This window comes from Microbacterium koreense, assembly GCF_042677105.1.
Classification (GTDB): domain Bacteria; phylum Actinomycetota; class Actinomycetes; order Actinomycetales; family Microbacteriaceae; genus Microbacterium; species Microbacterium koreense.
Genome location: NZ_JBHTIM010000001.1, coordinates 963,248 through 986,734 on the forward strand (window position 1 = coordinate 963,248; position 23,487 = coordinate 986,734).

A 23,487-nucleotide genomic window follows, 5' to 3' on the forward strand; every position below is an offset into this window, starting at 1 on the left:
GCTCGGGGATGTGACCTACGACCCGCGCGACCTTGCCGCCATGCGTCGCGCACTCGACCTGGCGCAGGACGCCGGGGACGACGTCCCCGTGGGGGCGGTCGTGGTCGATGCCCACGGCGCCGTCATCGGTGAAGGGCGCAATCTCCGCGAAGCCACGGGGGACCCGACGGCGCACGCTGAGATCGTCGCGCTCCGCGCCGCCGCCGCCGCCGTCGGCTCGTGGAACCTCGAAGGGCATACGCTCGTCGTCACGCTCGAACCGTGCGTGATGTGCGCCGGGGCGATGCTGCAGTCCCGTGTCTCACGGCTGGTCTTCGGCGCGTGGGACGACAAGGCGGGCGCCGCCGGGTCGATGTACGACGTCGTGCGCGATCGTCGCCTGCCCCACCGCGCCGAGGTGGTCGGCGGCGTCGAAGAGGCCGCGGCATCCGCTCTGCTGCGACGCTTCTTCGACGACCGCCGTTGACGTCACCTCACTTCAACAGGGGAAGCACCTCTTCGCCGAGGAACGCGACGTGGTCGACATCACGCAGGTCCATCAGCTGGAAATGGATGCGCGAGACACCGAGTGCGCGCAGGCGTCCGACTTTCTCGGCGATTTCGGCGGGGGTTCCGACGATGTCGCTGCCGTTGCGGGCCTCGGCGAGGCTCTTTCCGACCGCCGCCGCACGCCGCTCGAGCGTCGCCTCATCCGGGCCTGCCAGGGTCGGCAGCGCAACCGACAGCTTCAGTGTCTGCGGATCGCGACCGAGCCTTTCGCACGCTGTCCGGGCGCCGTCGAGCTTCTGTTCGATGACCGGCTCAGGTGCGAAGCCGATGTTGAACTCGGTCGCGTAGCGCGCGGCGAGTTCGGGGGTGCGGCGTGAACCATGGCCGCCGATGATGAGCGGCATCCGCTCCTGAACCGGCTTCGGAAGCGCCGGCGCATCGGTGAGCGTGTAGTGGTCGCCCGCGAACGAGAACGTCTTGCCGACAGGGGTGTTCCACAGGCCCGTGATGATCGCGAGCTGCTCCTCGAACGGGCCGAACCTCTTCTCGGGGAACGGGATGCCCAGGGCGCGATGTTCCGCCTCGAACCATCCGGTGCCGAGACCGAATTCGATGCGTCCGCCCGACATCGCGTCGACCTGGGCCACTTGGATCGCGAGGATCGCCGGTGGTCGGTGCGTAGCCGACGAGACGAGGGTGCCGAGTCGGATGCGGTCGGTCTCGCGCGCGAGACCCGCCAAGGTCGTCCACGCATCGGTTGGACCGGGGAGAGGATCACCCACGCCCATCCGCATGTAGTGGTCGGAGCGGAAGAAGGCATCGAAGCCGGTCCGCTCGGCGGCACGCGCGAACGCGAGCTGGTCGTCGTACGAGAAGCCCTGCTGAGGCTCGGTGAAGATCGTGAACTCCATGTCGCCAGTCTTCCAGCCACGGCGCCGCCGCGGACCGACGGCGGACTGGCGGTAGCCGGTACATGCGACGATGGTCGCTCCGACGATGGTCGCTCCGACGACGGTCGCTCTGCGACGCGGTGGTCAGTCTGCCGAGCGGAGGATGATCGCTTCGGTGGGCGGAGCCGGATCTTGCGGGCGGCCGACGTAGCCGATCCGCTCGAGCAGCGCCTGCCGTACCTGCGCGGGACGCTCCAGGTGTGCCGAGTGCCCGACACCTTCGAGACTCAGCTCCGTCACATCACCCCCGGCATCCGCGTACGCGCCCAGCACATCACGCGTCTGGGTGACCATCAGCTGCGCCGGCGCGACTTCTTCGCCTGGCCACCCGGGCACCACGCCCAGCTGCCCCAGGTAGTTGAGGTCGTAGAACGACGCGTCCGACACGATCGCGTCGGCGGTGCCGTGGATCCACAGGATCGGCGGCTTCTGTGCCAACTCCACGATCGACGACGTGTTGAAGTAGCGCGGCACCATCGTGTTGAGCACGCCTGTGGTGCCTGCGGCGAAGCCCGGCCAGTTGTCGCTGGCCACCCCGTCGCCGGGATAGTTGCCCGATGCCGTGGAAGTCGTGAGCATCGATTCGACCCAGACATCCTCGTGCTCGGTGGTGTAGCCGGGTGCGACATACCCGGAGCGGAACACGCTCCGCGGCGAAGTCTGTGCCTCGTCGCCCGTGTCGTGCTCGGCGAGACGGGTCACGAAGTCGGGGTTCGCGCCGCCACCACCGGTGCCGGCGTCGTCTTCGGTGAGACGCGATCCGTCACGGCGGGTGCCCCCGAAGCCGTAGGGCGAGACCGGCGACTGCAGCGTCAGGCTGAGCGCGGGGTAGTCCAGCGCGTACTGCATGACGACCCCGCCGCCCATCGACCACCCGACGAAGTGCGCCGTGGGGATCCCCATCGCCTCGAGCGTCGCATGGACGTCGTCGCTGAAGTCGCGAACCCCGCGGGTGGCGTCCACCGGCAGATTCTCGGTGCCGCCGAAGCCACGCAGGTCGACCGCGACGACGCGCAAGTCGCTGGGCAGGTCTTGCATGATCTCCTGCCAGAAGAGCGACGACGACACATTTCCGTGAATGAACACGACCGTGCGCTCGGGGGGAGTGGCAGGGTCGTCTCCCTCGCGCTCGAGAACGTTCACGCTGAGCCTCGGGGTCTCGACGAGTCGAGCCGTGATGCCGTCGAAGAGGGTCATGTCTCATCCTCCGGTCGGGGGTGTCCGCAGGCCACACGGCCTCCGTCGAGACGACTATATCCGCCGGGCTGAACAGACTCAGAGGATCAGCTGGATCAACGCCGCATAGCCGATGTGCGATCCCTAGGATGGCCGCATGCCTTCCGACACGACACCGCTTCCCGCCCTCGCGATTCTCGGCGCCGGTTCGATGGGGGGTGCGGTGCTGCGCGGCATCGTCCGGTCGGGACTCGGCGGTGGTGGGATCACCGTCACGAACCGCTCGCCGGAGAAAGCCGCCGAACTCGCATCACTCGAGGGTGTCACGAGCCTGGCGCTCGCCGACGACCCCGGCGCGAACGCGGCCGCCGCAGCCGACGCCGACATCGTCCTCATCGGCGTCAAGCCCCACATGGTGCCGGACCTGCTACGTGAGATCGGCCCATCGCTCCGGCCTGGGACGTGTGTCGTGAGCCTTGCCGCGGGTGTGACGATCGCCACCTTCGAATCGATCCTCGGCAGCGGAATCCCGGTCCTTCGATCGATGCCCAACACGCCGGCGCTCGTCGGGCAGGGGGTCACCGGGCTCGCCGCCGGAAGCGGCGTGAGCGCGGCCGACACAGCCGTCGTGCGGCGGGTGTTCGAGACCTGCGGCGTCGTCGTCGAGGTGCCCGAGTCGCAGATCGACCCACTATCGACCATCTCTGGGTCGGGTCCGGCCTACGTGTTCCTCCTGATCGAAGAGCTCACCAAGGTCGCCGTGGGCAGGGGTTTCGACGAGGCCGACGCACGTCGCATGGTCGAGCAGACCTTCATCGGTGCGACGGCGTTGCTCGCGGCATCCGGCGAAGACCCCGCGGAACTGCGGCGTCGGGTCACGAGCCCCAACGGCACCACAGAACGCGCTGTCGCGGTGCTGCACGACGCCCGCCTCGACGAGGTGTTCACTCGTGCGACGGATGCCGCGCTGGCCCGCGCCCGCGAGCTCGCCGCCGGCTGAGGTCAGCGGTCGAGGGCGGCGAAGCGCTCGATGTCGGAATTGGTGCCGGAAACGATGATGAGGTCGTGGTTCGTCACAACGGTGTCGGCTTCGGCGTAGCGGAACGGCTTGCCTGGGCTCTTCACGCCGACGACCGTGACGTTGTACTTCGTCCGCACGCCGGACTCGTTGAGGCCCACGCCACGGATGAACTTCGGCGGGTACATCTTGACCAACACGAAGTCATCGTCGAACCGGATGAAGTCGAGCATCCGCCCGCTCACCAGGTGCGCGACCCTCTCACCGGCCTCGCGTTCGGGGTAGATCACGTGGTTGGCGCCGACGCGGGCGAGGATCTTGCCGTGCGACTGCGAGACGGCCTTCGCCCAGATCTGGGGGACCTTGAGGTCGACGAGGTTCGCGGTGATGAGCACAGACGCCTCGATCGACGATCCGACGGCGACGACGGCGACCTGGAAGTCCTGCGCACCGATCTGGGTGAGGGCATCGATGTTCCGGGCGTCTGCCTGGACGGTGTGGGTGACGCGCTCCGACCACTTCTGGACGAGGTCGAGATTCTCGTCGATCGCCAGCACCTCGCGGTCGAGGCGATCCAGTTCGCCGGCACACGCGGCGCCGAAACGCCCGAGTCCGATCACCAGCACGGGGGCGTCGCTTCGGATCCTCTCAACCAACGATCGGCCTTTCCACCGGCAGCGAGTAGAGCTGCGTACGGGATGTCGCGGCCACTGCCGCGGCGAGTGTCACTGTACCAACGCGCCCCATGATGACCGTGATGCCCATGACGTACACGGCGGGATCGGGCAGGTCGGCGGTCAGTCCCGTGGACAGCCCCACGGTTCCGAACGCTGAGATCACGTCGAAGAGCACATCGCCGAGATCGGCCTTGGTGATCTGCGTGATCACGATCGTCGCGATCGCCACGATCGTTGCGCCCCACGCCAGGACGGAGAGGGCCACACGCAACACGTCGCTCGGTATGCGGCGGCCGAACACCTGGTTCGACGTGCGCCCCCGCGCCTCGGACCACACCGCCAACGCGATGACGGCGAGGGTCGTGACCTTGATGCCTCCCGCGGTGGATGCCGAGCCTCCGCCGACGAACATCAACATGCACCCGACGAGAAGGCTCGACTGGTTGAGTTCGCCGATGTCGAGGATCGCGAACCCGCCGGATCGGGTCATCGCCGAGAGGAAGAGCGCTTGGAAGGTGGTGTCCCAGGCGTCTTGTCTGCCGAGGGTGAGCAGGTTGTCGTACTCGAGGATGAGGAAGACGACGCCACCGGCGAAGAACAGCGCCACCGTCGTGATGATCGTGAGCTTGGCGTGCAGCGACCAGCGGCGCACGTGCCACAGGTGCTTGCGCAGGGTGTAGATGACAGGGAACCCGATCGACCCGAGGAACACCGCGGCCATCAGCACCGTGAGGAACCAGTAGTCGTGCGCGAAGGGCTCAAGGCCCTGCGGGTTGGGGGTGAAGCCGGTATTGGTGAACGCCATCGCCGCGTAGAACGGCGCTTCCCACAGCGCGGTGTACCAGGGAACCCCCGCGAGCACCATCGACGGGTAGAGCAGAACGGCGATGACCCCCTCGATCACGAGTGTCGACAGGGCGACCGTCGCGAGGAGGCTGCCGACCTGGCCGAGTTGGATCGTCTGGCCTTCGTTCACGGGGCCGCCGTGGGTGCGCAGCGGATTGGAGTCGCTCGCGGCCATGAGTTTGGCGCGCAACCCGAGGCGCCGCGAGATGATCATGCCGAGGATCGAGGCCATCGTCAGCACGCCGACGGCGCCGATCTGGGTGCCGAGGAACACGACCACGTGCCCGAACGGCGACCAGTGCGTCGCCATGTCGACCGTGGCAAGGCCGGTCACACAGATCGTCGAGACGGCGGTGAAGAACGCGTCGGCGAACGGAGTGACGCGGCCGTCGGCGGCGGCGAACGGCAGCGAGAAGATTCCCGTGAACACGAGGATCAACGAAACGAAGATCAGGATCGCGAATCGCGCCGGCGACCGCTGGGTCAGATCGCGAAAGAACTCCAAGACCTCATGGGTGATGCGTCGGAGCGCGGAGTCGCTCGGAGTGCGCTTCGCCTCCGCCATGCGGGTCCTCTCGATCACCGTCCCACGGTAGGCCCTCATGGTACTCCGCCGGGTGCAGGACTACTCTGACCCTATGGCGGACATCTTCGACGTGATCGCAGACGGCACTCGTCGCGACATCTTGCGACTCCTGCTCGACCGCTCCGCCGAGGGGGAGCGCGGCACGAGTGTGTCGCAGATCGTCAGCGAACTCGGGGTCAGTCAACCCACGGTCTCGAAGCACCTGAAGGTCCTGCGCGAGGCCCACCTGGTTTCGGTGCGCGAGGAGGGCCAGCATCGCTTCTACAGCCTGGCGCCCCAGCCGCTGGACGAGGTCGACGACTGGCTGATGCCGTTCGTCACGGACGACGACGCGTTCGAACTCGCGTCGGTTTCGAACCTGCCCGACTCCGCGGCGCACGCGGCGGATGTCGTGGGCCGCGCTGCGGCGTCGGCCAAGCACGCGTTCGACTCGGTCTTCAAGCGACTCCCCGGTCGCTGAGGTCGCCGGCACCGGCCGCGCTGAAGGCCAAGACGACGGACGCGTGCTCCGCGCGTGACGTCACGCGTGTCCCATTCGTCACACGAGCCACGTGGGTTTACACCGGTGTGCTCGTGCCCCTAGAGTGGCCACAGCAACACTGGGGAATGGGAGGCTGGCGATGGCGGAGCTGCCTGACGTGCGATTCTTGACGGTCGCCGAGGTCGCCGAGTTGATGCGTGTCTCGAAGATGACCGTCTACCGGCTCGTCCACGCGGGTGAGCTGCCCGCGGTGCGGTTCGGGCGCAGTTACCGCGTCCCCGAATCGGCGGTGACGGCGGCATTGCAGCGCCCCATCGCCGACGTCGGCTAGACTGTCCCGAGGCATTTTTCCGTACTGCCCGTTCCCGGGCGCAGGCGATCCTGCGCCCAGACCCCGATCTAGTGAGGTTTCCCGTGGGTTCTGTCATCAAGAAGCGCCGCAAGCGCATGGCGAAGAAGAAGCACCGCAAGTTGCTTCGTAAGACTCGCCACCAGCGCCGCAACAAGAAGTAAGCGGCATCCGCACCTAGCGCCTGTCCTCAGGGACGGGCGCTTCGTGTCTGTGGGCGCGACGGTCGCGAGAAGTGGATCTGGCGGCGAGAATCGCCCGCCGCGACCGAGTCTCGGCGCCAGAAGCACTTCTCGGCGTGTCAGAGAGGACGTTCGTCGGCAGGTCGCGTGACCCGGGCCGGGGAGAAGCAGATCGAAGGAGAAGCGATGAAGTCGATCGATGTCCACCAACTCGCCTCGCGTGACGGCGTGCCGCTCATCGATGTGCGCGAGGAGCATGAGTTCGTGCAGGCGCGTGTTCCGGGCGCCGTGAACATCCCGATGTCCGTCCTCGGTGAGCGCCTCGACGAGCTTCCGGCTGAGGCGTTCGACCTGATCTGCAAGTCGGGCGGTCGTTCGGCTCGGGTGGCGCAGGCACTCGATGCCCGTGGCTACGACACGACGAACGTCGAGGGCGGCACCGACGGGTGGATCGCCGCCGGCTACGACATCGAGCGATGACGCGGCTCACCGTCATCGGCAAGCCCGACTGCCATCTGTGCGACGTCGCCCGCGAGGTCGTCGAGGTCGTCGTCGCGGAGCTTCCGGACGCGCAAGCGGAGGAGCTCGTGGTCGAGGAGTTGTCGATCCTCGACGATCGCGACCTCTACGACACCTGGTGGGAGAAGATTCCCGTCGTGCTGGTCGACGGCGCTCTCGTCGGGCACTGGCGGATCGCTCCCGAGCGTCTGCGCGCAGCCCTCGACGCGGCCCGCTGACGCGTCAGCGTGCGGCCGGCACGTCACCCGTGTCTGCCGCATCCGCCTCTTCGGGGCGCACCACCGGGATCGCCTGCGTGAACTCACGGTGTCGCGCTTCGGCCTCGGCCGAGCCGCTGAACAGGCCCTCGATCGCCCCCGTCGACGTGCCGGGAGTCTCGTCCGCGTCGTCACCCGCGTCGGCACCGTCCGAGAGCACGACACGTTGCACCGGCAGGGCGTGAGGCGTCTCGCGCCGCACGAAGTTGACGAGTTCCTCGCGAACGAGGCAGCGGAGGTCCCACAGCTTGCCCGAGTCGGATGCGCTGACCAACACGCGTACCCGCACGACACCGCCGGTGGCGTCGGTCACCTGCACCGATGCGCTCCGGCCGTCCCACAGGTCGGAACTCTCCACGAGTTCGGTGAGACGCTCGCGCACCCGCGAGACAGGCGTACGCCAGTCGAGGTCGAGTTCGACGGTTCCGAGGATGCCGCTGCCGCGCCGCGTCCAGTTCTCGAACGGCTGCGTGGTGAAGTAGGTGCACGGAAGCACAAGGCGTCGTTCATCCCAGACGTCGAGCACGACATAGCTGAGCGTCACTTCGCCCACGCGGCCCCACTCGCCACCCGCGACGACGACGTCATCGACGCGGAGTGCATCGCTGAAGACGAGTTGGATGCCGGCGAACATGTTCGCCAGTGTCGACTGCGCCGCCAGGCCGGCGACGATCGAGGCGATGCCCGCCGAGGCCAAGAGGCTCGCTCCGATCGTCCGCACCGCGGGGAAGGTGAGGAGGATCGCCGAGACGGCGATGACGACGATGATGGCGATGCTGAGGCGGCGCAGGATGAGTGTCTGCGTGCGGATGCGGCGGATGTGCCGGTTGTCGGGCACGTCGGCCGAGTATTGGCCGAGCATCATGTCGGTCGCGAACAGGACGAGCGCGACCATCAGCCACGCGGTGATGCCGATCGCGACCATCCCGATCACGTGGGACAACACCGGAGCGCTGTTCTCCTCGGGGTACGTCGTCGCGACGGCCACCCAGACACCCAGAAGGAGCACGAGCGCCCGGAACGGGCGGCGCGCACGGCGCGTCAGCTCAGCGGGCCATTCCCGCTTGCGGACGATCATCCGCACGGCGAAGGTCACCGCGAACGCGACGGCGATGGCGACGGCGGCGCAGACAGCGAGCGTGATGATGAAGGTGAGCCACTGCTCCCACATGGGCGCTCCTCGGTTCGGGACGGACTCCCCACCGTAGGCAGATCGACCCGTCGCGACGCAAACCCACGCCGGATCGTTCAGCGCACCCTCAGGCCCGGCGCGGGCGGGATCAGCTCGTCAGGCGACGACGCAGGGCGGCGAGTTCGGCGTCGGTGAGCCCCCCGGACTGGAGGTAGGCCGCCGAGCCCCCCTTCGCGTCGATCCACGCGAAGGCTTGTTCGATCGCCGTGGCGGGTGTGCCCGAGATCAGCTCGCGCAGCGAGTCGGTGAGGGGAATGCCGGTCTTCGCCACCATCGCGTACATCTCCTCGGCCCACGGGCCCGCGAGGTGCTCCTGCGACGAGGCGTAGTCGGCGACGACGGCGGCACGCTCCGCGCCGGCGGCGTCCAGCATGAGCGCCGTGGAGACTCCCGTCCGGTCCTTTCCGGCAGTGCAGTGCACGAGCACCGCGGTCGGCGGGTCGACCGTCGCAGCGCCGACGAGGCGGCCGAGCTCGGCGAACGAGGGTGCCCCGTGCTCGAGCATGCTGACGTAGAGGTCGCCGAGCGAGGGGATCTGCGCGAGGGCGGCATCGAGCGCTGCCGCGGTGCCCGCGGCATCCCCACTCTGCGCGATCGACTGCATCGCCTGTTGGGCAAGACCGCTCACGGCGCCCTCGAGGAGCGGCAGATCCACCACACGGAACGGCCGGCTGGTCGGCAGGCGGTCCGGTGCCATCTGCTTCTCCTGCGGGGTGCGGAAATCGGCGATCACGCCGATATCGCTCGCAGCGAGCTGCTCAAGCCCTTCGGGAGTGAGTCCGCTCAGAGCATCGGAGCGGTAGAGCACGCCCGCGTTCGTCGCCCCGCCCGCAATGAGCGGCGTGCCGCCGGTGTCCCGAAAGTTGAATGTCCCGTCAAGCGTTGTCGTCATGTTCCCAGCCTAGAGAGACGAGGCGTCCGTGAAAGCCGCCGGGAACGCTCTGCGCCGATGTCACGGCGCGAGGCGTGTCGGCCCTCGGAAGAGGTAGGTCACCTCGCGGATCGACTCCTGGCCGAGCAGGAGCATCATGACGCGCGCGAGACCCATCCCGAATCCTCCGTGCGGCGGAGCGCCGTAGCGGAAGAAATCGAGGTAGAAGTCGAGGTGCTCGGGATCGAGACCCTTCTCGCGGGCCTGCTCGATGAGCACGTCGACGCGGTGCTCGCGCTGCGCGCCGGTCGAGATCTCCACGCCCTTGAACAGCAGGTCGTACGACTTGGTCAGACCGGATTCCTCGTTGCGCATGTGGTAAAACGCGCGGATCTCGGGGTGATAGTCGGTGATGAACACGAACTGGTGCCCGTAGGTCTCCTCGACGTATGCCGCGATCTGCCGCTCACCCTCGGGGTCGAGGTCTCCGTCGGTACGCGGAATCTCGTATCCCCGACTCGCGACGATCTCGCGGGCTTCTGCGAGTGGGATGCGCGGGAACGGGACGGTCGGAACCTGCACCTCGATGCCGAAGAGCTCTTCGATCTCGGCGCCGTGCTTGTCCTTCACCGCCTGGAACGCGGTGTGCAGCAGTTCTTCGTGCATCCGGGCGACGTCTTCGTGAGAGTCGATCCAGCTGATCTCGGCGTCGATCGACGTGAACTCGGTGGCGTGGCGCGAGGTGAACGAAGGGTCGGCGCGGAACGCAGGGGCGATCTCGAAGATCTTGCCGAACCCGGCGACCTGCGCCATCTGCTTGAAGAACTGCGGGCTCTGGGCGAGGTAGGCGGTTTTCTCTTCGAAGTACGGCACTTCGAAGAGTTCGGCGTTGGATTCCGACGGGCTCGCCATGAGCTTGGGGGAGTGGACCTCGATGTAGTCGCGCTCGATCCAATACGTCCGCAGCGCGTGCTCGAGGGTCGTCTGCACGCGGAAGATCAGGTTGTTGCGACGCTGACGCAGGTCGATGAAGCGCCAGTCCATGCGCTTGTCGATGCCCGAATCCCCGGCGATCGGGGTCTCGGGAAGCGCCGCAGCGGCGATGTCGAGCGAGCCGATCTTGATCTCGACACCGCCGAGCTTGACGCGCTCGTCGTGCTTCAGTTCGCCGTGGACCGTGAGGAAGGTGCCGTGGGCGAGCTCGGAGATCGTTGCGGTGAGGGCCAGGGCTGCGGCATCCTGTTCGCTTCCGTCTTCGCTTGGTCGCGTGGCGGGGTTCACCAACTGCACGGCCCCGGTCTCGTCACGCAGGATGACGAACTGCACCTTCTTCTGATCGCGGACGGTCTCGACCCATCCCGACACCGAGACCGGGCCGGCGGGCAGAGACTTGAGCTGGGAGACGAGGATGCGTTCACTCACAAGGAGCAAGTCTAGGCTCCGGTGTACCGTCATGGGATGCCGCCGCACTCCCCGGACGACGCCCCGCCTTCCAGCGACGTACCGCCGTTGCCCTCTGACACTCCGCCACCCGACCATCGCTTCCGGCTCGGACACGCGATCCTGAACATCCTCCGTGGCGCGGTGATCGGTATGGCAGAACTCGTTCCGGGCATCTCCGGCGGAACCGTCGCGCTCATCACGGGTGTGTACGAACGGCTCATCGACGGTGCTTCGCACGTCGTGTCGGCGGCGAAGCGTCTCATTGTCGGCCCCGACCGTCTGCGCTCCGCCGGCGCCGAGATCGCCCGCGTCGACTGGTGGCTGGTGGTGCCGGTGCTCATCGGCATGCTGGGCATCGTGCTGACCCTCGCCGGCACGATCGAGCACCTCGTCACCAGCAACGCCGAGGCATCGCGTGGGCTGTTCTTCGGGCTCGTCGCCGCCAGCATCGCGGTACCGCTGCGCTTGGTGCCCAAAGCACGACGCACGATCGGTTCGCGCTTCGGAGGCGGTCTCATCTTCGTCGGGTCAGCAGTGGTCGCCTTCGTGCTGATCGGATTCGCCGGCGGCGCGGTGGCCTGGGATCCGCCGCTGTGGGTCGTCGGACTGGCCGCTGTCGTCGCCGTGTGCGCGCTGGTCGTCCCCGGTCTGTCGGGGTCGTTCTTCCTCCTCGCCATCGGTCTGTACTCGCCGACGCTGCGCGCCATCGACGAGCGGGACTTCGTCTACCTCGGCGTCTTCACCCTCGGTGCGGCGATCGGCCTCGTCAGCATCGTCCGGGTCATGAAATGGCTCCTCGACCGGCATCGACGCATCACTCTGTTGGCGATGGCCGGGCTCATGCTCGGCTCGCTGCGCGCCCTGTGGCCGTGGCAGAACTCCATCGGTTCAGAAGAGGGCGCGGGCAGCCTCGCGGCGCCGTTCGACCCCGTTGTGCTGCCGATCGTGCTCGCCGTCGTCGGTGCCGCAGCCGTCGTCGCACTGCTCGTCGTCGAGCATCACATCCAGCGGCGGACGTCGGCGACGACTCGGGTTCCCAGCCTCGACATCGAGTGACGCTCAGCCAGCGCACAGTCCGCGCCGCCGTAGACTGAACGGGTGCCCGCCGACCGCCTTCATCTCGTGCGCCATGGAGAGGTACACAACCCCCAGCGCGTTCTCTACGGCCGGCTCCCCGGTTATGGACTGAGCGTCGACGGACGTCGGATGGCGCGGGATGCCGCGAGGTATGTGCACGGCCTCGGACGCCCGCTGGGGGCCCTGGTGTGTTCGCCGCTGCAGCGCACCCGTGAGTCGTCCGAACCGTTCACCGAACTCTTCGGCGCCGAACCGGTCATCGACTCGCGGGTGATCGAGCCGACGAACGTGTTCGAGGGCAAGCGGATGGCGCGTGCTTTGGTGAACCCGTGGAACTGGAGACACCTGCGCAAGCCCGCGCTGCCGAGCTGGGGTGAGCCCTACGCCCTTGTCGTCGCGCGCATGAACGCGGCGATGACCGAGGCGTGGGAACAGGTCGACGGCGGTGATGTCGTCATCGTGTCGCACCAGCTTCCGATCTGGATCACGCATCTCGCCGTCGCGGGAGAGTCCCTGCGTCACGACCCCCGCCAGCGTCGGTGTGCGCTCTCGAGCGTCACCTCGTTCGCGATGGTCGATGGAAAGTGGACCGAGATCTCCTACGCGGAGCCGGCGTCCACCGCCGGTGCCGTCGACGTGGGGGCGGTGTGAGCGCCCGCACGTGGCGCGGTGCCGCGAGGCGTGCCGCATCCGTCGTCGTCGCCCTCTCGCTTGCCGCCACGCTCGCCGCCTGCACCAGTGATCCGCTCGCCGATCAGTACCGCGAGGGTGACAACAAGGGATTCATCGCCGGTGATCCGCGCATCGTCGAGATCCCCGTCGACGAGCGCACCGATCCGGTCGAGTTCGAGGCGATCCTCGACACCGGCGAGACCGTCACCAGCGACGACTACCGCGGCGATGTCGCCGTCGTGAACTTCTGGTACGCAGCCTGCGCTCCCTGCCGTGTCGAAGCTCCGATCCTCGAAGAGGTCCATTCCGACCATCTGGATGACGGTGTGCAATTCCTAGGGGTGAACCTCTACGACGGCGCCGAGGCATCGCTGGCCTTCGCCGACACCTACGGCATCGAGTATCCGAGTGCGCTCGCCGTCGAGGATGGGTCGATCAAGCTCGCCTTCGCGGGGCAGACGCCCCTCAGTGCGGTGCCGGTGACGCTCGTGCTCGACCGTGAGGGGCGTGTCGCCGCCCGCCTCATCGGTCAGATCGAGTCGGCGTCGATTCTCTCCACGCTCGTCGGCGACGCGCTGGCGGAACAATGAACCTCTCCGGCCTCGTCGCCGACGGGTCTCTCCTGCTCGCGGTGCCGATCGCCGTGCTCGCCGGGGTGATCTCCTTCGTCTCGCCGTGTGTGCTCCCGCTCGTTCCGGGCTACCTCGGGTTCATCGGCGGTGCGGTCGCGCCGCGCGCCGCCGCGTCCTCCGGGGCTGCGGGTGCGGTCGCGGTCGAGGTGCCCGCACCGACACGCGGTCGACTGCTCGGCGGTGTCCTTCTTTTCATCGCGGGCTTCACCGTCGTGTTCATGGCGATCAACATCCTCGGCGGCACGCTGGGTGTGTTCCTGATCGAGTACTCCGACATCATCACGCGTGTGCTCGGCGTCCTCGTCATCCTGCTCGGACTGGTTTTTCTCGGATGGTTCGGCGTGGCCCAGCGCACGACGCGTCCCCAGGTGCGCGGCAACCTCGGGCTCGTCGGAGCGCCGCTGCTCGGACTCGCCCTCGGAATCGGATGGGCCCCGTGCATCGGACCGACCCTGGCCGTGATCCTCAACATGTCGTTCGACTCCGCCTCGGCCGGTCGGGGAGCCATCCTCGGACTCGCCTATTCGCTCGGTCTCGGCATCCCGTTCATTCTCATCACCCTCGGTTTCGGCTGGGCGACCCGTTCGGTCTCGTTCCTTCGTCGCCACATCCGTACGGTCAACATCATCGGCGGCGTCGTGCTCATCGCCGTCGGCGTGCTGATGGTCAGCGGCGTGTGGAGCATGTGGATGGCGCAATTGCAGGGGGTGTTCGCCAGTGTCCCGACACTCCTCTGAGAGCCCGGCGCCGGAGAATACCGACGGACCCATGCGGCCGTCCGATCACGCGGATGCCGGCGGCGACGGTGTGACCTCTCCGGCCCTCGGCGTCGGGGGCTGGCTGCGATGGGGCTGGCGCCAACTCACCTCGATGCGCACCGCTCTGGTGCTCCTGCTGCTTCTCGCGATCGCCGCTGTTCCGGGGTCGCTCGTGCCCCAGCGCAGCGCCGATCCCAACGGCGTCACGCAGTACTTCGACGAGAACCCCGACCTCGCCCCGATCCTCGACGGGCTGAGCCTTTTCGACGTCTACACGTCGCCCTGGTTCTCGGCGATCTACATCCTGCTCTTCATCTCGCTCATCGGGTGCGTCATCCCGCGCACGAAGCACCACTGGAAGGCGCTGCGCGCACGGCCGCCGCGCACCCCCGCGCGACTGGGGCGGCTCGCCGATCACCGCACCGTCGACCTCGAGGTCGGGGATGCGCAAGCCACGGCATCCGTCGCCATCGACCTCGCCGCCGACCAACTGAAGAGAGCCGGATACCGCGTCGAACGCTATGACGCGCGCGGACGGCTTTCGGTCTCGGCCGAGCGCGGTTACCTGCGCGAGACCGGCAACCTGGTCTTCCATGCGTCGCTCGTCGGAGTGCTGCTCGCGGTCGGTGTCGGTGGCGGGTTCACCTACACCGGTCAGACGGTGATCATCGAGGGGCGGAGCTTCGTCAACACCCTCGTCGACTACACCTCGTTCAACCCCGGTCGCTTCGTCGACGCCGACGGTCTCACACCGTATTCGCTCACGCTCGACCGGTTCGATGTCACCTACATCCCCGCCGGCGAGCAGGGGGCAGGTCAGGCGGGGGACTTCGTCGCCAACCTCACCACGCAGTACGCCGGAGAGGAACCCGACTCGGGCGAAGTGCGCGTCAACGAACCGCTCACCATGGGTGACGACCGCATCTACCTGATGGGAAACGGCTACGCCCCGACGATCACGATCCGAAACGCCGATGACGAAATCGTCTTCTCGGAATCCGTACCCTTCTTGCCGCAGGACACCAACATGACCTCGCTCGGTGTGATCAAGGTTCCCGACGGGATGCCGGAGCAACTCGGCATGACCGCGTTCTTCTACCCGACCCAGGTCGAGCTCGCCTCCGGCGCGTATGCGTCGAGCTACCCGGACCTCATCTATCCGGTGGTCACGCTCAACGTGTACGCGGGCGATCTCGGCATCGACGGCGGTGTGCCTCGATCGGTGTACACCCTCGACCCCACCGACATGGAGCAGCTCGCCGGGCAGGACGCCGAGGTTCCGGCGATCGAGCTTCAGCCGGGTCAGACAGCCGATCTGCCCGACGGACTCGGCACCATCACGTTCGAGAACGATGCGCCCGCCGGTGCCGAGGGGTTCGACGGGGCGGTCAAGCGCTATGTGTCGCTGTCGATCCACCGCGATATCGCGGCGACGTGGGTGTTGGTGTTCGCCGCGCTCGCGACCCTCGGCCTCTTGGCGGCGCTGTTCGTGCCGCGTCGACGCATGTGGATCACCGCGACCCCCGACGGTCGCACGGTGCGACTCGAGTACGCCGGGCTCGCGCGCGGCGAGGATCCGACGCTGTCCGAGGCCGTCGACCAGGTCGCCGAGCGTCACGCCGATGCCCTTCGCGCCCGGCTGGACGCGCGGAAAGACGGGCCTGGCGGCGACGTAGACTGAACGTCATGCTGTCGCTCGACTCGGTCTCGGTTCTGATGGTCTGGACGGCCATCGCGATCTACGCCCTTGCCTTCATCGCGTACGCCGTCGATCTCGCGCGACGGTCGGATGCCGCGGTGCAGGTGAAGGACGCGCGGGCGCGCGAACTCGTCGCCGCGGGCGGGGCGAGCACGATCGACGCCGTCCGCGCCGAAGAGGCGGATGCCGAGGTGGCGCTGAAGGCGCGCCCGTCCCAGCGGCCGCGTCTCATGTGGGCGCGGATCGGCACATCGCTGACGGTGTTGGCCTTCTTGTTCCACCTGGTCGCGACGGTGTTGCGTGGCATTGCCGCCGAGCGGGTGCCGTGGGCGAACATGTACGAGTTCGCGATGACGGGGACCCTCCTCATCGTCGCCGTTTATCTCGCGGTGCTCATCCGCTACGACCTGCGATTCCTCGGCACGTTCATCACCGGGCTCATCGTCGTGTTGCTCGGCGCGGTCATGGTGGGGCAGATCTACGTCGAGGTCGTCCCGCTGATGGACCCCCTCAAATCGGTGTGGTTGGTCATCCACGTCTTCGTCGCGTCGCTGGCCACGGCACTTTTCGCCCTCGCGTTCGGCCTGTCGATCATGCAGTTGCTGCAGGCGCGCCGCGAGCGTCGGGCCATCGCCGCGGCCGAGGCGGGGCAGCCCAAGAGCGCGGGGTTCCTGCGCACCCTGCCGAGCGCCGACACGCTCGAGAGCCTCGCGTATCGCTTCGCGATCGTCGGCTTCATCTTCTGGACCTTCACGCTCATCGCCGGGGCGATCTGGGCCAACGATGCCTGGGGCCGGTACTGGGGCTTCGACACGAAGGAAGTCTGGACCTTCGTCATCTGGGTCCTGTACGCGGGCTACATCCACGCGCGCGCCACGCGCGGCTGGCGCGGCACCCGCTCGGCCTGGCTGTCGATCATCGGTTTCGTCGCCGTGATCTTCAACTTCACCGTCGTGAACATGTTCTTCGACGGCCTCCACGCCTACAGCGGCCTCTGAGCCTCTTGTCGGTCGCGTGATCGGGCGGCGCGTCAGTCTGACTCGTCGATGACGACCGCGGCCTTGCCCGTGATCCGCCCCGCGGTGAGGTCGTCGATCGCGCGCGGAGCGTCGGTGAGCGGATACCGTCGGGTCAGGGGTGCACGGACGGCGCCGGCGTCGACGCGCGCGGCGAGCCGCTCGAGCGGCTCGGTCTTCGCGGGGGCGATGAAGAACGCCAAGGTCTGCGCCGTGAATCGCGACAGGAGCGACGCCGCGATCTGACGACCCATGCCGCCGGTGAGCGCGCCGCCGTGTTCTCCGCCGACGATCACGAGTGTGCCTTCGGGAGCGAGGATGCGGCGAAGCCGCCGCAGGGGCGTGTTGCCGCCCGTGTCGATGATCACGTCGAACAGGTCTCCTGACGCCGTGATGTCGGTGGTGCGGTAGTCAACGACGTGTGCGGCACCCATGTCGCGCACGTGGTCGGCCTTGGCGCCGCTGGCGACACCCGTGACGACCGCGCCGTGGGCGACGGCAAGCTGCACCGCGTAGGACCCGACCCCGCCGGAGGCTCCGAGCACGAGGACGCGTTGCCCGGGCCGCACGTCGGCGACGTCTTCGACCGCGTGCTGGGCGGTCAGGCCCGAGACGGCCAGAACGGCCGACTCCGCGGCATCCATGGCGCGCGGTGCAGGCGCGAGCGTGTTCTCCGATGCGACGACGTACTCGGCGAAGCTGCCGTTGGTCACCCCGAACACCTCATCGCCGACCGCGAAGCGTGTCACGTCCGACCCCACGGCGACGACGGTGCCGGCGACATCGCTGCCGGCGACCGGCCGCTTCGGGCGTCGGAATCCGAAGCCGAGGACCCGGATCAGATAGGGGCGTCCCGTCATCAGGTGCCACACGCCGCGGTCGACTCCGGCGGCGCGGACGCGCACGAGCACCTGTCCTGGCGCGGGGGTCGGGACGGCGCGCGTCGTCGTTGCCAACACCTCGCTCGAGCCGTAGCAGTCCTGGGCGATCGCCCGCATGGTGTGCGTGTCGGGGGCTTCTTCGGTTGTCATGATCTCTCCGGGTCGAATGATCGTACTTAGTACGAGAATTGCCACGATAATATGCGTACTTAGTACGATCGTCAAGAAGATGGGATGGCCGATGCCGGCAAAACGCACGCCACGGGAGAAGCCGACACGCGATCGCATCATGGCCGCGGCGATTGAGCTGGCAGACCGCGAGGGGCTGGAGGCGCTCACGATCCGCGCGCTCGCGAGCGACATGGGTGTGGGGCCGATGACCCTGTACCACTACGTTCAGGGCAAAGACGACGTCCTCGACGGCATGGTCGATGCGGTCTTCACGCAGATCGCGCTCCCTGACCCGACACTTACGTGGCGTGACGCCGTGCGGGGGCGATGCCTTTCGGCGCGCGCGGTGCTCGCGCGGCATTCGTGGTCCGTCCCGCTCCTCGAGTCACGCCGATCGCCGGGGCCGGCGACACTCCGCCATCACAATGCGATGCTCGCGTGCCTCGTCGACGGCGGACTGTCGCTCCCGCTCACTGCGCACGCCTACGCGGTGCTCGACAGCTACGTCTACGGATTCGCGGTGCAGGAAGCGAACCTGCCCGTGCAGGGAGGCGAGGGGTCGAACGAGGCTGCCGCGGAGATCTCCGCGGCCTTCACCCCCGAGGCCTATCCGTATCTCGTCCGCTTCACCGTCGAGCACGCGATGAAGCCGGGCTACCGCTTCGGGGACTCCTTCGAGTTCGGTCTCGATCTCCTCCTCGACGGCCTGGAACGCGCCGCCGTCACCGACGACTGAACCGCCTGCGAGGGCGGTCAGGCCAGTGCGGGGGAGGAGCGCAGCAACGCCTGCGCCGTGGTCGTGCGGCGCCGCGCAACAGCGATGACCGTCGCACCGAAGGCCAGAAGCGCCCAGATCACCAGTCCGGCGATCCCGGAGCCGTAGCCGGAGGCCGACGTCAGTGCGGCCACCATCGCGTTGTAGGCCGGAGCCGTCGGCATGATCGAGGCGATGCCCGAGAGAACGCCCGGAACCGTCGACACCACACCGGTCGCGATGCCGAGGACGCCGACGAGGGCCGCAACCCACCGCCCCGCCCCGCCGAACACGGCCACGAGGGCCTGGTTGACGGCAGCGAAGGCGACACCTGCGACGACCGCGGCGCCGGCGAAAGCCCACCACTGCCCCCACTCGTACGACGCGGCGATCTGGACGACGCCGGCGACCAGGAGCCCTTGCACGGCGCCGATTCCGGCGGCGGGCAGGTAGGCGCGCACCGCGAGCGTGGCCGATGCCTCGCGCGCGGTCAGTGCGCGATGTGACACAGCCTGCATCGCCACGAAGGTGCCGAGTCCGCCGAACCAGAGCGCGAGCATCGCGAGGAGCGGGATCGCAGCCGCGCCGAAGATCGAGGTGCCGAGGCCGTCGGCTTCAACCGGGTCGGCGACGACGGAGGCGAGAGTCGACGCTTCGGTGTCGGTGTACGAGGGGATCTCGGATGCCGCGGTGTCGAGACCGCCCGCAAGCTCCGATGTTCCGTCGGCAAGCTGATGCACGCCCTCGGCCAGCGACGCGGCGCCCGTGCCCGCGGCATCGATGCCTGCCGCGAGCTGCGACGCCCCTGACGAGAGTTGGTTCGCGCCCCCCGCAGAGTCTGACGCGCCGCTCTGGAGGGCATCGAGTCCGGCGGCGAGCGAGCGGGTACCGGCCGCGGCCTCCGAAAGACCGTTGCTCGTTTCGGTCATCAGCGTGGCGATTCCGCCGGCCGTCGGGGCGGCGTATCCGCTCGCCGTGCCGGCGCTCACCGCGGCGGCACCCGCATCCTGCGCCGCTTGCCCCGCTGTGCCTGCGGCCGCGGCGAGCTGCTGGCAGAACGCTTCAGAGCCGTCGCACTGCGCCGCCAGCGCTCCAAGGGTCTGGGCCAGGCCGGGGGAGTTCGGGTCGGGGTTGCCCATCGTCAGGGCGAGCGCCTGCGTCTGCGCGGCCGCCGTCGCGGCGTTGGCGGCGCTGGCATCGGCGGCGGACTGCAACTCGGGGTTCTGCACACCCGCCGCGGCGGCGTCCAACCCCGCAGCGATGTCCCGCGCGCCGGTGGCGGCATCGCCGATGCCGCCGGCGATCTGCCCGAGCCCCGATCCGAGGTCTGAGGCGCCCGAGGCGAGGCCGGTCGCGCCGCTTGCGAGTTGCGGCATCCCATCGGCGAGTTCGTCGGCGCCGTCGGCTGCGGCGGATGCGCCGTCCGCGAGATCGTGTGCGCCCGAGGCCGCTTCGCCGAGCTGATCTCCGAGCGTCGTGAACCCGAGGAACACGTTCTCGAGGTAGACGGTCGACAGTTCTTGTCCCATGACCGACGCTGCGGCTGAGGCGATCTGCGCGGTGATGGCGTCGTCGACGATGAGGCTGTCCGGAGGCGTCGTGACCTCGATCGTGGCCCGTTCTGGGGTCTGCCCGGGCTGGGTCGAGGTGGCCGCGGCCGAGAAGTTCTCAGGGATCGTCACCACCGCCGCGTACGTTCCGTCGGCCAGCCCTGCGGCGGCATCGCGGGAGTTCGAGATGGTCCAGTCGAGGTTCGACGGCTGGTCGGCAGAACCGTCGACCAGGCCCGCCGTCAACTGGCGGCCGAGCGGGACGAGTTGATCGTCGATCGTGACCGGCTCGTCTTCGTTCACGATGGCGGTGCTCATCGAGTCCAGCCGCTCGATCGGGTTGTAGAGCGCGGAGATGAGGATGCCGCCGATCACGACCGGCAACAGCAACACGCCGATGATGGTCAGCCAGGTAACGGGACGGCGCGAGCGTGCGCGTTCGATGTGGGTGGCGGTCATGCGGTCACCTCGGCGGTGGTCGAGTGCGCGTGCGCGCGCAACGAAAGGGTGGAGGGAGCGTCGCGGTGCGCGTCGGCGAGGACGCCGAACACGGCGGTGTCGGACGCGGCGGTCACCACGAGGGTGAGTGCGCCGCGATCCGGGCCCGCGGCGTCGCGCAGGAGCGCGGCGGCCTGATCGCGCTCGGCGGCGTCGAGGGTGTCGAGCCCGTCGACCACGACGATCGACGGCGTGCCGCGGAGGGCGCGGCGCAGGTCGCGGAGCGGGTCGTCTGCGGCGGTGAGCAGTGCGACGGCGACGTGTGCGCGCACCCACGCGGCGCGTCCGGGCAGCAGATGTCCGCCGACCCGCAGCAACCCGCCGTCGGGCGAGAGACGTCCGGCCACCGTCAGCGCGAAGGCTCGACCGGCACGGGGATCGCCGGAAGCGATGAGCGTGTCACCGGGTTCGAGTCGGAACGTGGCGTCGTCGAACAACGTCACCGATCCCGCCCGGCCCGCCTCAGCGTGTACCGCCACACGCTCACCGACGACGGCAGCGGTCGTCTGCGGTTCGGGCCAGTCGGCGAGGGCGATCTCGCGCTCGACCGCCTCTCCTTCGATGTCGAAGTGAGGCAGGACGCGATCAAGCCAGCGCGGCATCCACCAGGCCTTCTCGCCGAGCAGTGCCATGAGCGCGGGAATGAGGGTCATCCGCACGAGGAAGGCGTCGACGGCGATCCCGACGGCCAGTCCGAGCGCAATCGGTTTGATCGACGAGTCACCCTCGGGGACGAACGCCGCGAAGACGGCGAACATGATGAGGGCGGCCGCGGTGACCACGCGGGCGGATGCGGTGAAACCGGACCTCACCGCCCCGAGGGCGGTGAGCCGGTCGGCCCGGCCCTCCCGTGCGCGCGAGGCGTGGACGTAGTCCTCCCGCATGCGTGAGACCAGGAACACCTGATAGTCCATCGCGAGGCCGAACAGCACGCCCATGAGCACGATCGGCATGAAGCTGATCACCGGACCCACTCGCGCGACGTGAAGCAGGTCGGCGAACCATCCCCACTCGAACACGGCGGCCACGACACCGAAGGCGGCGAGCACCGAGAGGAGGTATCCCAGGGTCGCGGTGATCGGTACGGCAATCGAGCGGAAGACGATCATCAACAGGATGAACGAGAGGCCGACGACGAACAGGCCGAACGGCAGCAGTGCCGCACCGAGGCGGTCTGAGATGTCGATGGCGACCGCGGTGAACCCGGTGACCGACAGCTCGATCCCGTACTCGTCGGCAAGGTCGGGGGCGAGGGCGCGCAGGTCGCGCACGAGTTGGGCGGTCTCGGGGGCATCGGGTGCGGTCTCGGGGATGATCTGGATGATGCCGGTGTCGGCGGTCTCGTTCGGGGTCGCCAGCGCGATCTCCTTGACGCCCGGAACCTCCTCGACCTCGGCGGCGAGGTCCTCCATGAGCCCGAGGGGGTCGGTGGAGGTCACGATCGTGCCGGTCATGATGAGCGGCCCGTTGAACCCCGGGCCGAACTCCTCGGCGGCCAGGTCGTAGCTCTGTCGGGCCTGCGACGACTCGGGCTGGACGCCCGCGTTCGGCAGCGCGAGGGTGAGGCTCCCGGCGGGGATTGCGACGATGCCGAGACCCACGACGACCGCGATCGTCGTCACGACGGGGTGGCGGGTGACCGTGGTGACCCAGCGTGAGGCGAAACCCCGAGGTGGGCGGCGACGCTTCGACGAGGCGGAGCGCATGCGGCCGACGACGCGTCCCTTTATGAAACCCAGCAAGGCGGGGGTGAGGGTGACGGCGACGGCGACGGCCAACGCGACGGCGACGGATGCCGCGATGCCCATGGTCGTGAGGAAGGGGATGTTCGCGAACCCGAGGCCGATGAGGGCGATCAGCACCGTCACGCCGGCGAAGACGACGGCGGAGCCTGCCGTGCCGGTCGCGCGGGCGATGGACTCTTCGGGGTCCATCCCGCCGCGCACCTGGTCTTGATGTCGTGCGGCGATGAAGAGGGCGTAGTCGATCCCGACGGCGAGCCCGAGCATCAACGCGAGCAACGGGGTCGTCGACGAGATCGAGGCGAAGGCGGTGGCGAGCAGAATGAGCGCCATCGACAGCCCGACGCCGATGAGCGCGGTCGCCAACGGAAGGCCGGCGACCAGGAACGAGCGGAAGGTCACCATGAGCACGAGCAGCGCGATGATGACGCCGACGAGCTCGGTGATCGTGAGACCGGGAATGGATGCGGAGAACAGGTCGCCTCCGAGAGCCACCTCGGAACCGGCCGGCAGCGCGGCGGCGAGATCGCTCGACACCTCGCCGAGGGTCTGCTTCGCGGCATCCGACACATCGGTGACCTGACCGTTGAACTGGAGGCGGATGATGGCGGCGGTGTCGTCGTCGTTGACCAGACCCGCGACGGTCTCGTCGAACGGATCGGTGACGCCGAGGACGTCGTCGATCGCAGCGAGGTCATCGACGGCGTCCTCGATCGCCTCCGCATACTGCGGGTCCGTCACCTGATCACCGTCGGCGGCCACCACGACGATCTGAGCGCTTGTCCCGCTCACCTGGGGGAAGGTGCGTCCGAGTTGCTCGAGGCCGGCCTGGGATTCGGTTCCGGGGATCGAGAACGAGTTGTCGGTGCCCGTGCTGAAGGCCAGAGCCCCGCCGCCGGCGAGCCCGAGGAGGAGGATCCAGCTGACGAGGACGCGCCAGGGGTGCCGGTACGACCAGCGCCCGAGTGCGTAGAGCAGGGTGGACAAGCGATGCCTCCGGA

The 23,487-nt window shown here is 68.3% G+C and carries 24 protein-coding genes; 14 read left to right on the forward strand and 10 right to left on the reverse strand.

Annotation, left to right across the window (positions count from 1 at the left end):
- Positions 1–40 precede the first annotated feature (40 nt).
- Positions 41–466 (forward strand): nucleoside deaminase, encoded by a 426-nt coding sequence (locus ACFQZV_RS04425; protein ID WP_378750877.1) that lies wholly within the window; start codon positions 41–43, stop codon positions 464–466.
- Positions 467–473: 7 nt separating this feature from the next.
- Here the strand turns inward: ACFQZV_RS04425 and ACFQZV_RS04430 are convergent, their stop codons facing one another.
- Together ACFQZV_RS04430 and ACFQZV_RS04435 are read right to left on the reverse strand one after the other, a co-directional pair.
- Positions 474–1,400: an LLM class F420-dependent oxidoreductase gene (locus ACFQZV_RS04430; RefSeq protein WP_378750474.1), complete on the reverse strand. Its 927-nt coding sequence runs from the start codon at positions 1,398–1,400 to the stop codon at positions 474–476.
- A gap of 123 nt (positions 1,401–1,523) precedes the next feature.
- Positions 1,524–2,636 carry an alpha/beta fold hydrolase gene (locus ACFQZV_RS04435; RefSeq protein ID WP_378750472.1) on the reverse strand — a complete coding sequence of 371 codons (1,113 nt, stop codon included), beginning with the start codon at positions 2,634–2,636 and terminating at the stop codon, positions 1,524–1,526.
- Between the two features lie 136 nt (positions 2,637–2,772).
- Here ACFQZV_RS04435 and proC point away from each other — a divergent pair, with 136 nt between their 5' ends.
- The gene (gene proC, locus ACFQZV_RS04440) at positions 2,773–3,615 is read left to right on the forward strand and encodes a pyrroline-5-carboxylate reductase (protein WP_378750470.1); all 843 of its coding nucleotides are present in this window, start codon (positions 2,773–2,775) and stop codon (positions 3,613–3,615) included.
- Between the two features lie 2 nt (positions 3,616–3,617).
- Here proC and ACFQZV_RS04445 read toward each other — a convergent pair whose 3' ends face one another.
- Positions 3,618–4,289: a potassium channel family protein gene (locus ACFQZV_RS04445; RefSeq protein WP_378750468.1), complete on the reverse strand. Its 672-nt coding sequence runs from the start codon at positions 4,287–4,289 to the stop codon at positions 3,618–3,620.
- Complete coding sequence (locus tag ACFQZV_RS04450; protein WP_378750875.1) at positions 4,282–5,721, reverse strand: TrkH family potassium uptake protein; 1,440 nt, start codon at positions 5,719–5,721, stop codon at positions 4,282–4,284. Before ACFQZV_RS04450 ends, ACFQZV_RS04445 begins: the two co-directional genes overlap by 8 nt.
- A gap of 73 nt (positions 5,722–5,794) precedes the next feature.
- On the opposite strand from ACFQZV_RS04450, the gene ACFQZV_RS04455 reads away from it, so the two are divergent.
- The 5 genes from ACFQZV_RS04455 to ACFQZV_RS04475 all read left to right on the forward strand — a co-directional run bounded on the left by ACFQZV_RS04455 (position 5,795) and on the right by ACFQZV_RS04475 (position 7,491).
- Positions 5,795–6,202 carry an ArsR/SmtB family transcription factor gene (locus ACFQZV_RS04455; RefSeq protein ID WP_378750466.1) on the forward strand — a complete coding sequence of 136 codons (408 nt, stop codon included), beginning with the start codon at positions 5,795–5,797 and terminating at the stop codon, positions 6,200–6,202.
- 160 nt (positions 6,203–6,362) lie between these two features.
- Complete coding sequence (locus ACFQZV_RS04460; protein WP_179519823.1) at positions 6,363–6,554, forward strand: helix-turn-helix domain-containing protein; 192 nt, start codon at positions 6,363–6,365, stop codon at positions 6,552–6,554.
- A gap of 83 nt (positions 6,555–6,637) precedes the next feature.
- Positions 6,638–6,736, forward strand: a complete 99-nt coding sequence (locus tag ACFQZV_RS04465; protein ID WP_003792170.1) for a 30S ribosomal protein bS22 — start codon at positions 6,638–6,640, stop codon at positions 6,734–6,736.
- A 204-nt stretch (positions 6,737–6,940) separates the two neighbouring features.
- Positions 6,941–7,234, forward strand: coding sequence for a rhodanese-like domain-containing protein (locus ACFQZV_RS04470; protein WP_378750464.1), 294 nt, complete (start codon positions 6,941–6,943; stop codon positions 7,232–7,234).
- Complete coding sequence (locus ACFQZV_RS04475; protein ID WP_378750462.1) at positions 7,231–7,491, forward strand: glutaredoxin family protein; 261 nt, start codon at positions 7,231–7,233, stop codon at positions 7,489–7,491. The genes ACFQZV_RS04470 and ACFQZV_RS04475 overlap by 4 nt, the downstream gene beginning before the upstream one ends.
- A 4-nt stretch (positions 7,492–7,495) precedes the next feature.
- Here ACFQZV_RS04475 and ACFQZV_RS04480 read toward each other — a convergent pair whose 3' ends face one another.
- From ACFQZV_RS04480 to aspS, 3 genes are all read right to left on the reverse strand, one after another.
- Positions 7,496–8,701 (reverse strand): mechanosensitive ion channel family protein, encoded by a 1,206-nt coding sequence (locus ACFQZV_RS04480; protein WP_378750460.1) that lies wholly within the window; start codon positions 8,699–8,701, stop codon positions 7,496–7,498.
- A gap of 109 nt (positions 8,702–8,810) precedes the next feature.
- Positions 8,811–9,614, reverse strand: coding sequence for a tyrosine-protein phosphatase (locus tag ACFQZV_RS04485; protein WP_378750458.1), 804 nt, complete (start codon positions 9,612–9,614; stop codon positions 8,811–8,813).
- A 60-nt stretch (positions 9,615–9,674) separates the two neighbouring features.
- Complete coding sequence (aspS, locus tag ACFQZV_RS04490) at positions 9,675–11,015, reverse strand: aspartate--tRNA(Asn) ligase (protein WP_378750456.1); 1,341 nt, start codon at positions 11,013–11,015, stop codon at positions 9,675–9,677.
- A gap of 36 nt (positions 11,016–11,051) precedes the next feature.
- On the opposite strand from aspS, the gene ACFQZV_RS04495 reads away from it, so the two are divergent.
- From ACFQZV_RS04495 to ccsB, 6 genes are read left to right on the forward strand one after another with little or no spacing between them, the layout of a single operon-like run.
- Positions 11,052–12,092, forward strand: a complete 1,041-nt coding sequence (locus tag ACFQZV_RS04495) for a DUF368 domain-containing protein (protein WP_378750454.1) — start codon at positions 11,052–11,054, stop codon at positions 12,090–12,092.
- A 42-nt stretch (positions 12,093–12,134) separates the two neighbouring features.
- The gene (locus tag ACFQZV_RS04500; protein ID WP_378750452.1) at positions 12,135–12,764 is read left to right on the forward strand and encodes a histidine phosphatase family protein; all 630 of its coding nucleotides are present in this window, start codon (positions 12,135–12,137) and stop codon (positions 12,762–12,764) included.
- Positions 12,761–13,375: a TlpA family protein disulfide reductase gene (locus ACFQZV_RS04505; protein ID WP_378750450.1), complete on the forward strand. Its 615-nt coding sequence runs from the start codon at positions 12,761–12,763 to the stop codon at positions 13,373–13,375. The genes ACFQZV_RS04500 and ACFQZV_RS04505 overlap by 4 nt, the downstream gene beginning before the upstream one ends.
- Positions 13,372–14,154 (forward strand): cytochrome c biogenesis CcdA family protein, encoded by a 783-nt coding sequence (locus ACFQZV_RS04510; RefSeq protein WP_378750448.1) that lies wholly within the window; start codon positions 13,372–13,374, stop codon positions 14,152–14,154. Before ACFQZV_RS04505 ends, ACFQZV_RS04510 begins: the two co-directional genes overlap by 4 nt.
- 31 nt (positions 14,155–14,185) lie before the next feature.
- Positions 14,186–15,856: a cytochrome c biogenesis protein ResB gene (resB, locus tag ACFQZV_RS04515; protein ID WP_378750446.1), complete on the forward strand. Its 1,671-nt coding sequence runs from the start codon at positions 14,186–14,188 to the stop codon at positions 15,854–15,856.
- A gap of 5 nt (positions 15,857–15,861) precedes the next feature.
- Positions 15,862–16,872 (forward strand): c-type cytochrome biogenesis protein CcsB, encoded by a 1,011-nt coding sequence (gene ccsB / locus ACFQZV_RS04520; protein ID WP_378750444.1) that lies wholly within the window; start codon positions 15,862–15,864, stop codon positions 16,870–16,872.
- A gap of 32 nt (positions 16,873–16,904) precedes the next feature.
- Here ccsB and ACFQZV_RS04525 read toward each other — a convergent pair whose 3' ends face one another.
- Entirely contained in the window at positions 16,905–17,921 is a 1,017-nt protein-coding gene (locus tag ACFQZV_RS04525) for an NAD(P)-dependent alcohol dehydrogenase (RefSeq protein WP_378750442.1), read from the reverse strand.
- 139 nt (positions 17,922–18,060) lie between these two features.
- On the opposite strand from ACFQZV_RS04525, the gene ACFQZV_RS04530 reads away from it, so the two are divergent.
- Entirely contained in the window at positions 18,061–18,678 is a 618-nt protein-coding gene (locus ACFQZV_RS04530; protein ID WP_378783263.1) for a TetR/AcrR family transcriptional regulator C-terminal domain-containing protein, read from the forward strand.
- A gap of 17 nt (positions 18,679–18,695) precedes the next feature.
- On the opposite strand, the gene ACFQZV_RS04535 is transcribed toward ACFQZV_RS04530, so the two are convergent.
- Together ACFQZV_RS04535 and ACFQZV_RS04540 are read right to left on the reverse strand one after the other, a co-directional pair.
- A complete protein-coding gene (locus ACFQZV_RS04535; RefSeq protein ID WP_378783265.1) occupies positions 18,696–20,705 on the reverse strand; it encodes a YhgE/Pip domain-containing protein in 2,010 nt (669 codons plus the stop codon).
- Positions 20,702–23,473: an MMPL family transporter gene (locus tag ACFQZV_RS04540; protein ID WP_378783267.1), complete on the reverse strand. Its 2,772-nt coding sequence runs from the start codon at positions 23,471–23,473 to the stop codon at positions 20,702–20,704. The genes ACFQZV_RS04535 and ACFQZV_RS04540 overlap by 4 nt, the downstream gene beginning before the upstream one ends.
- Between the last annotated feature and the right edge of the window lie 14 nt (positions 23,474–23,487).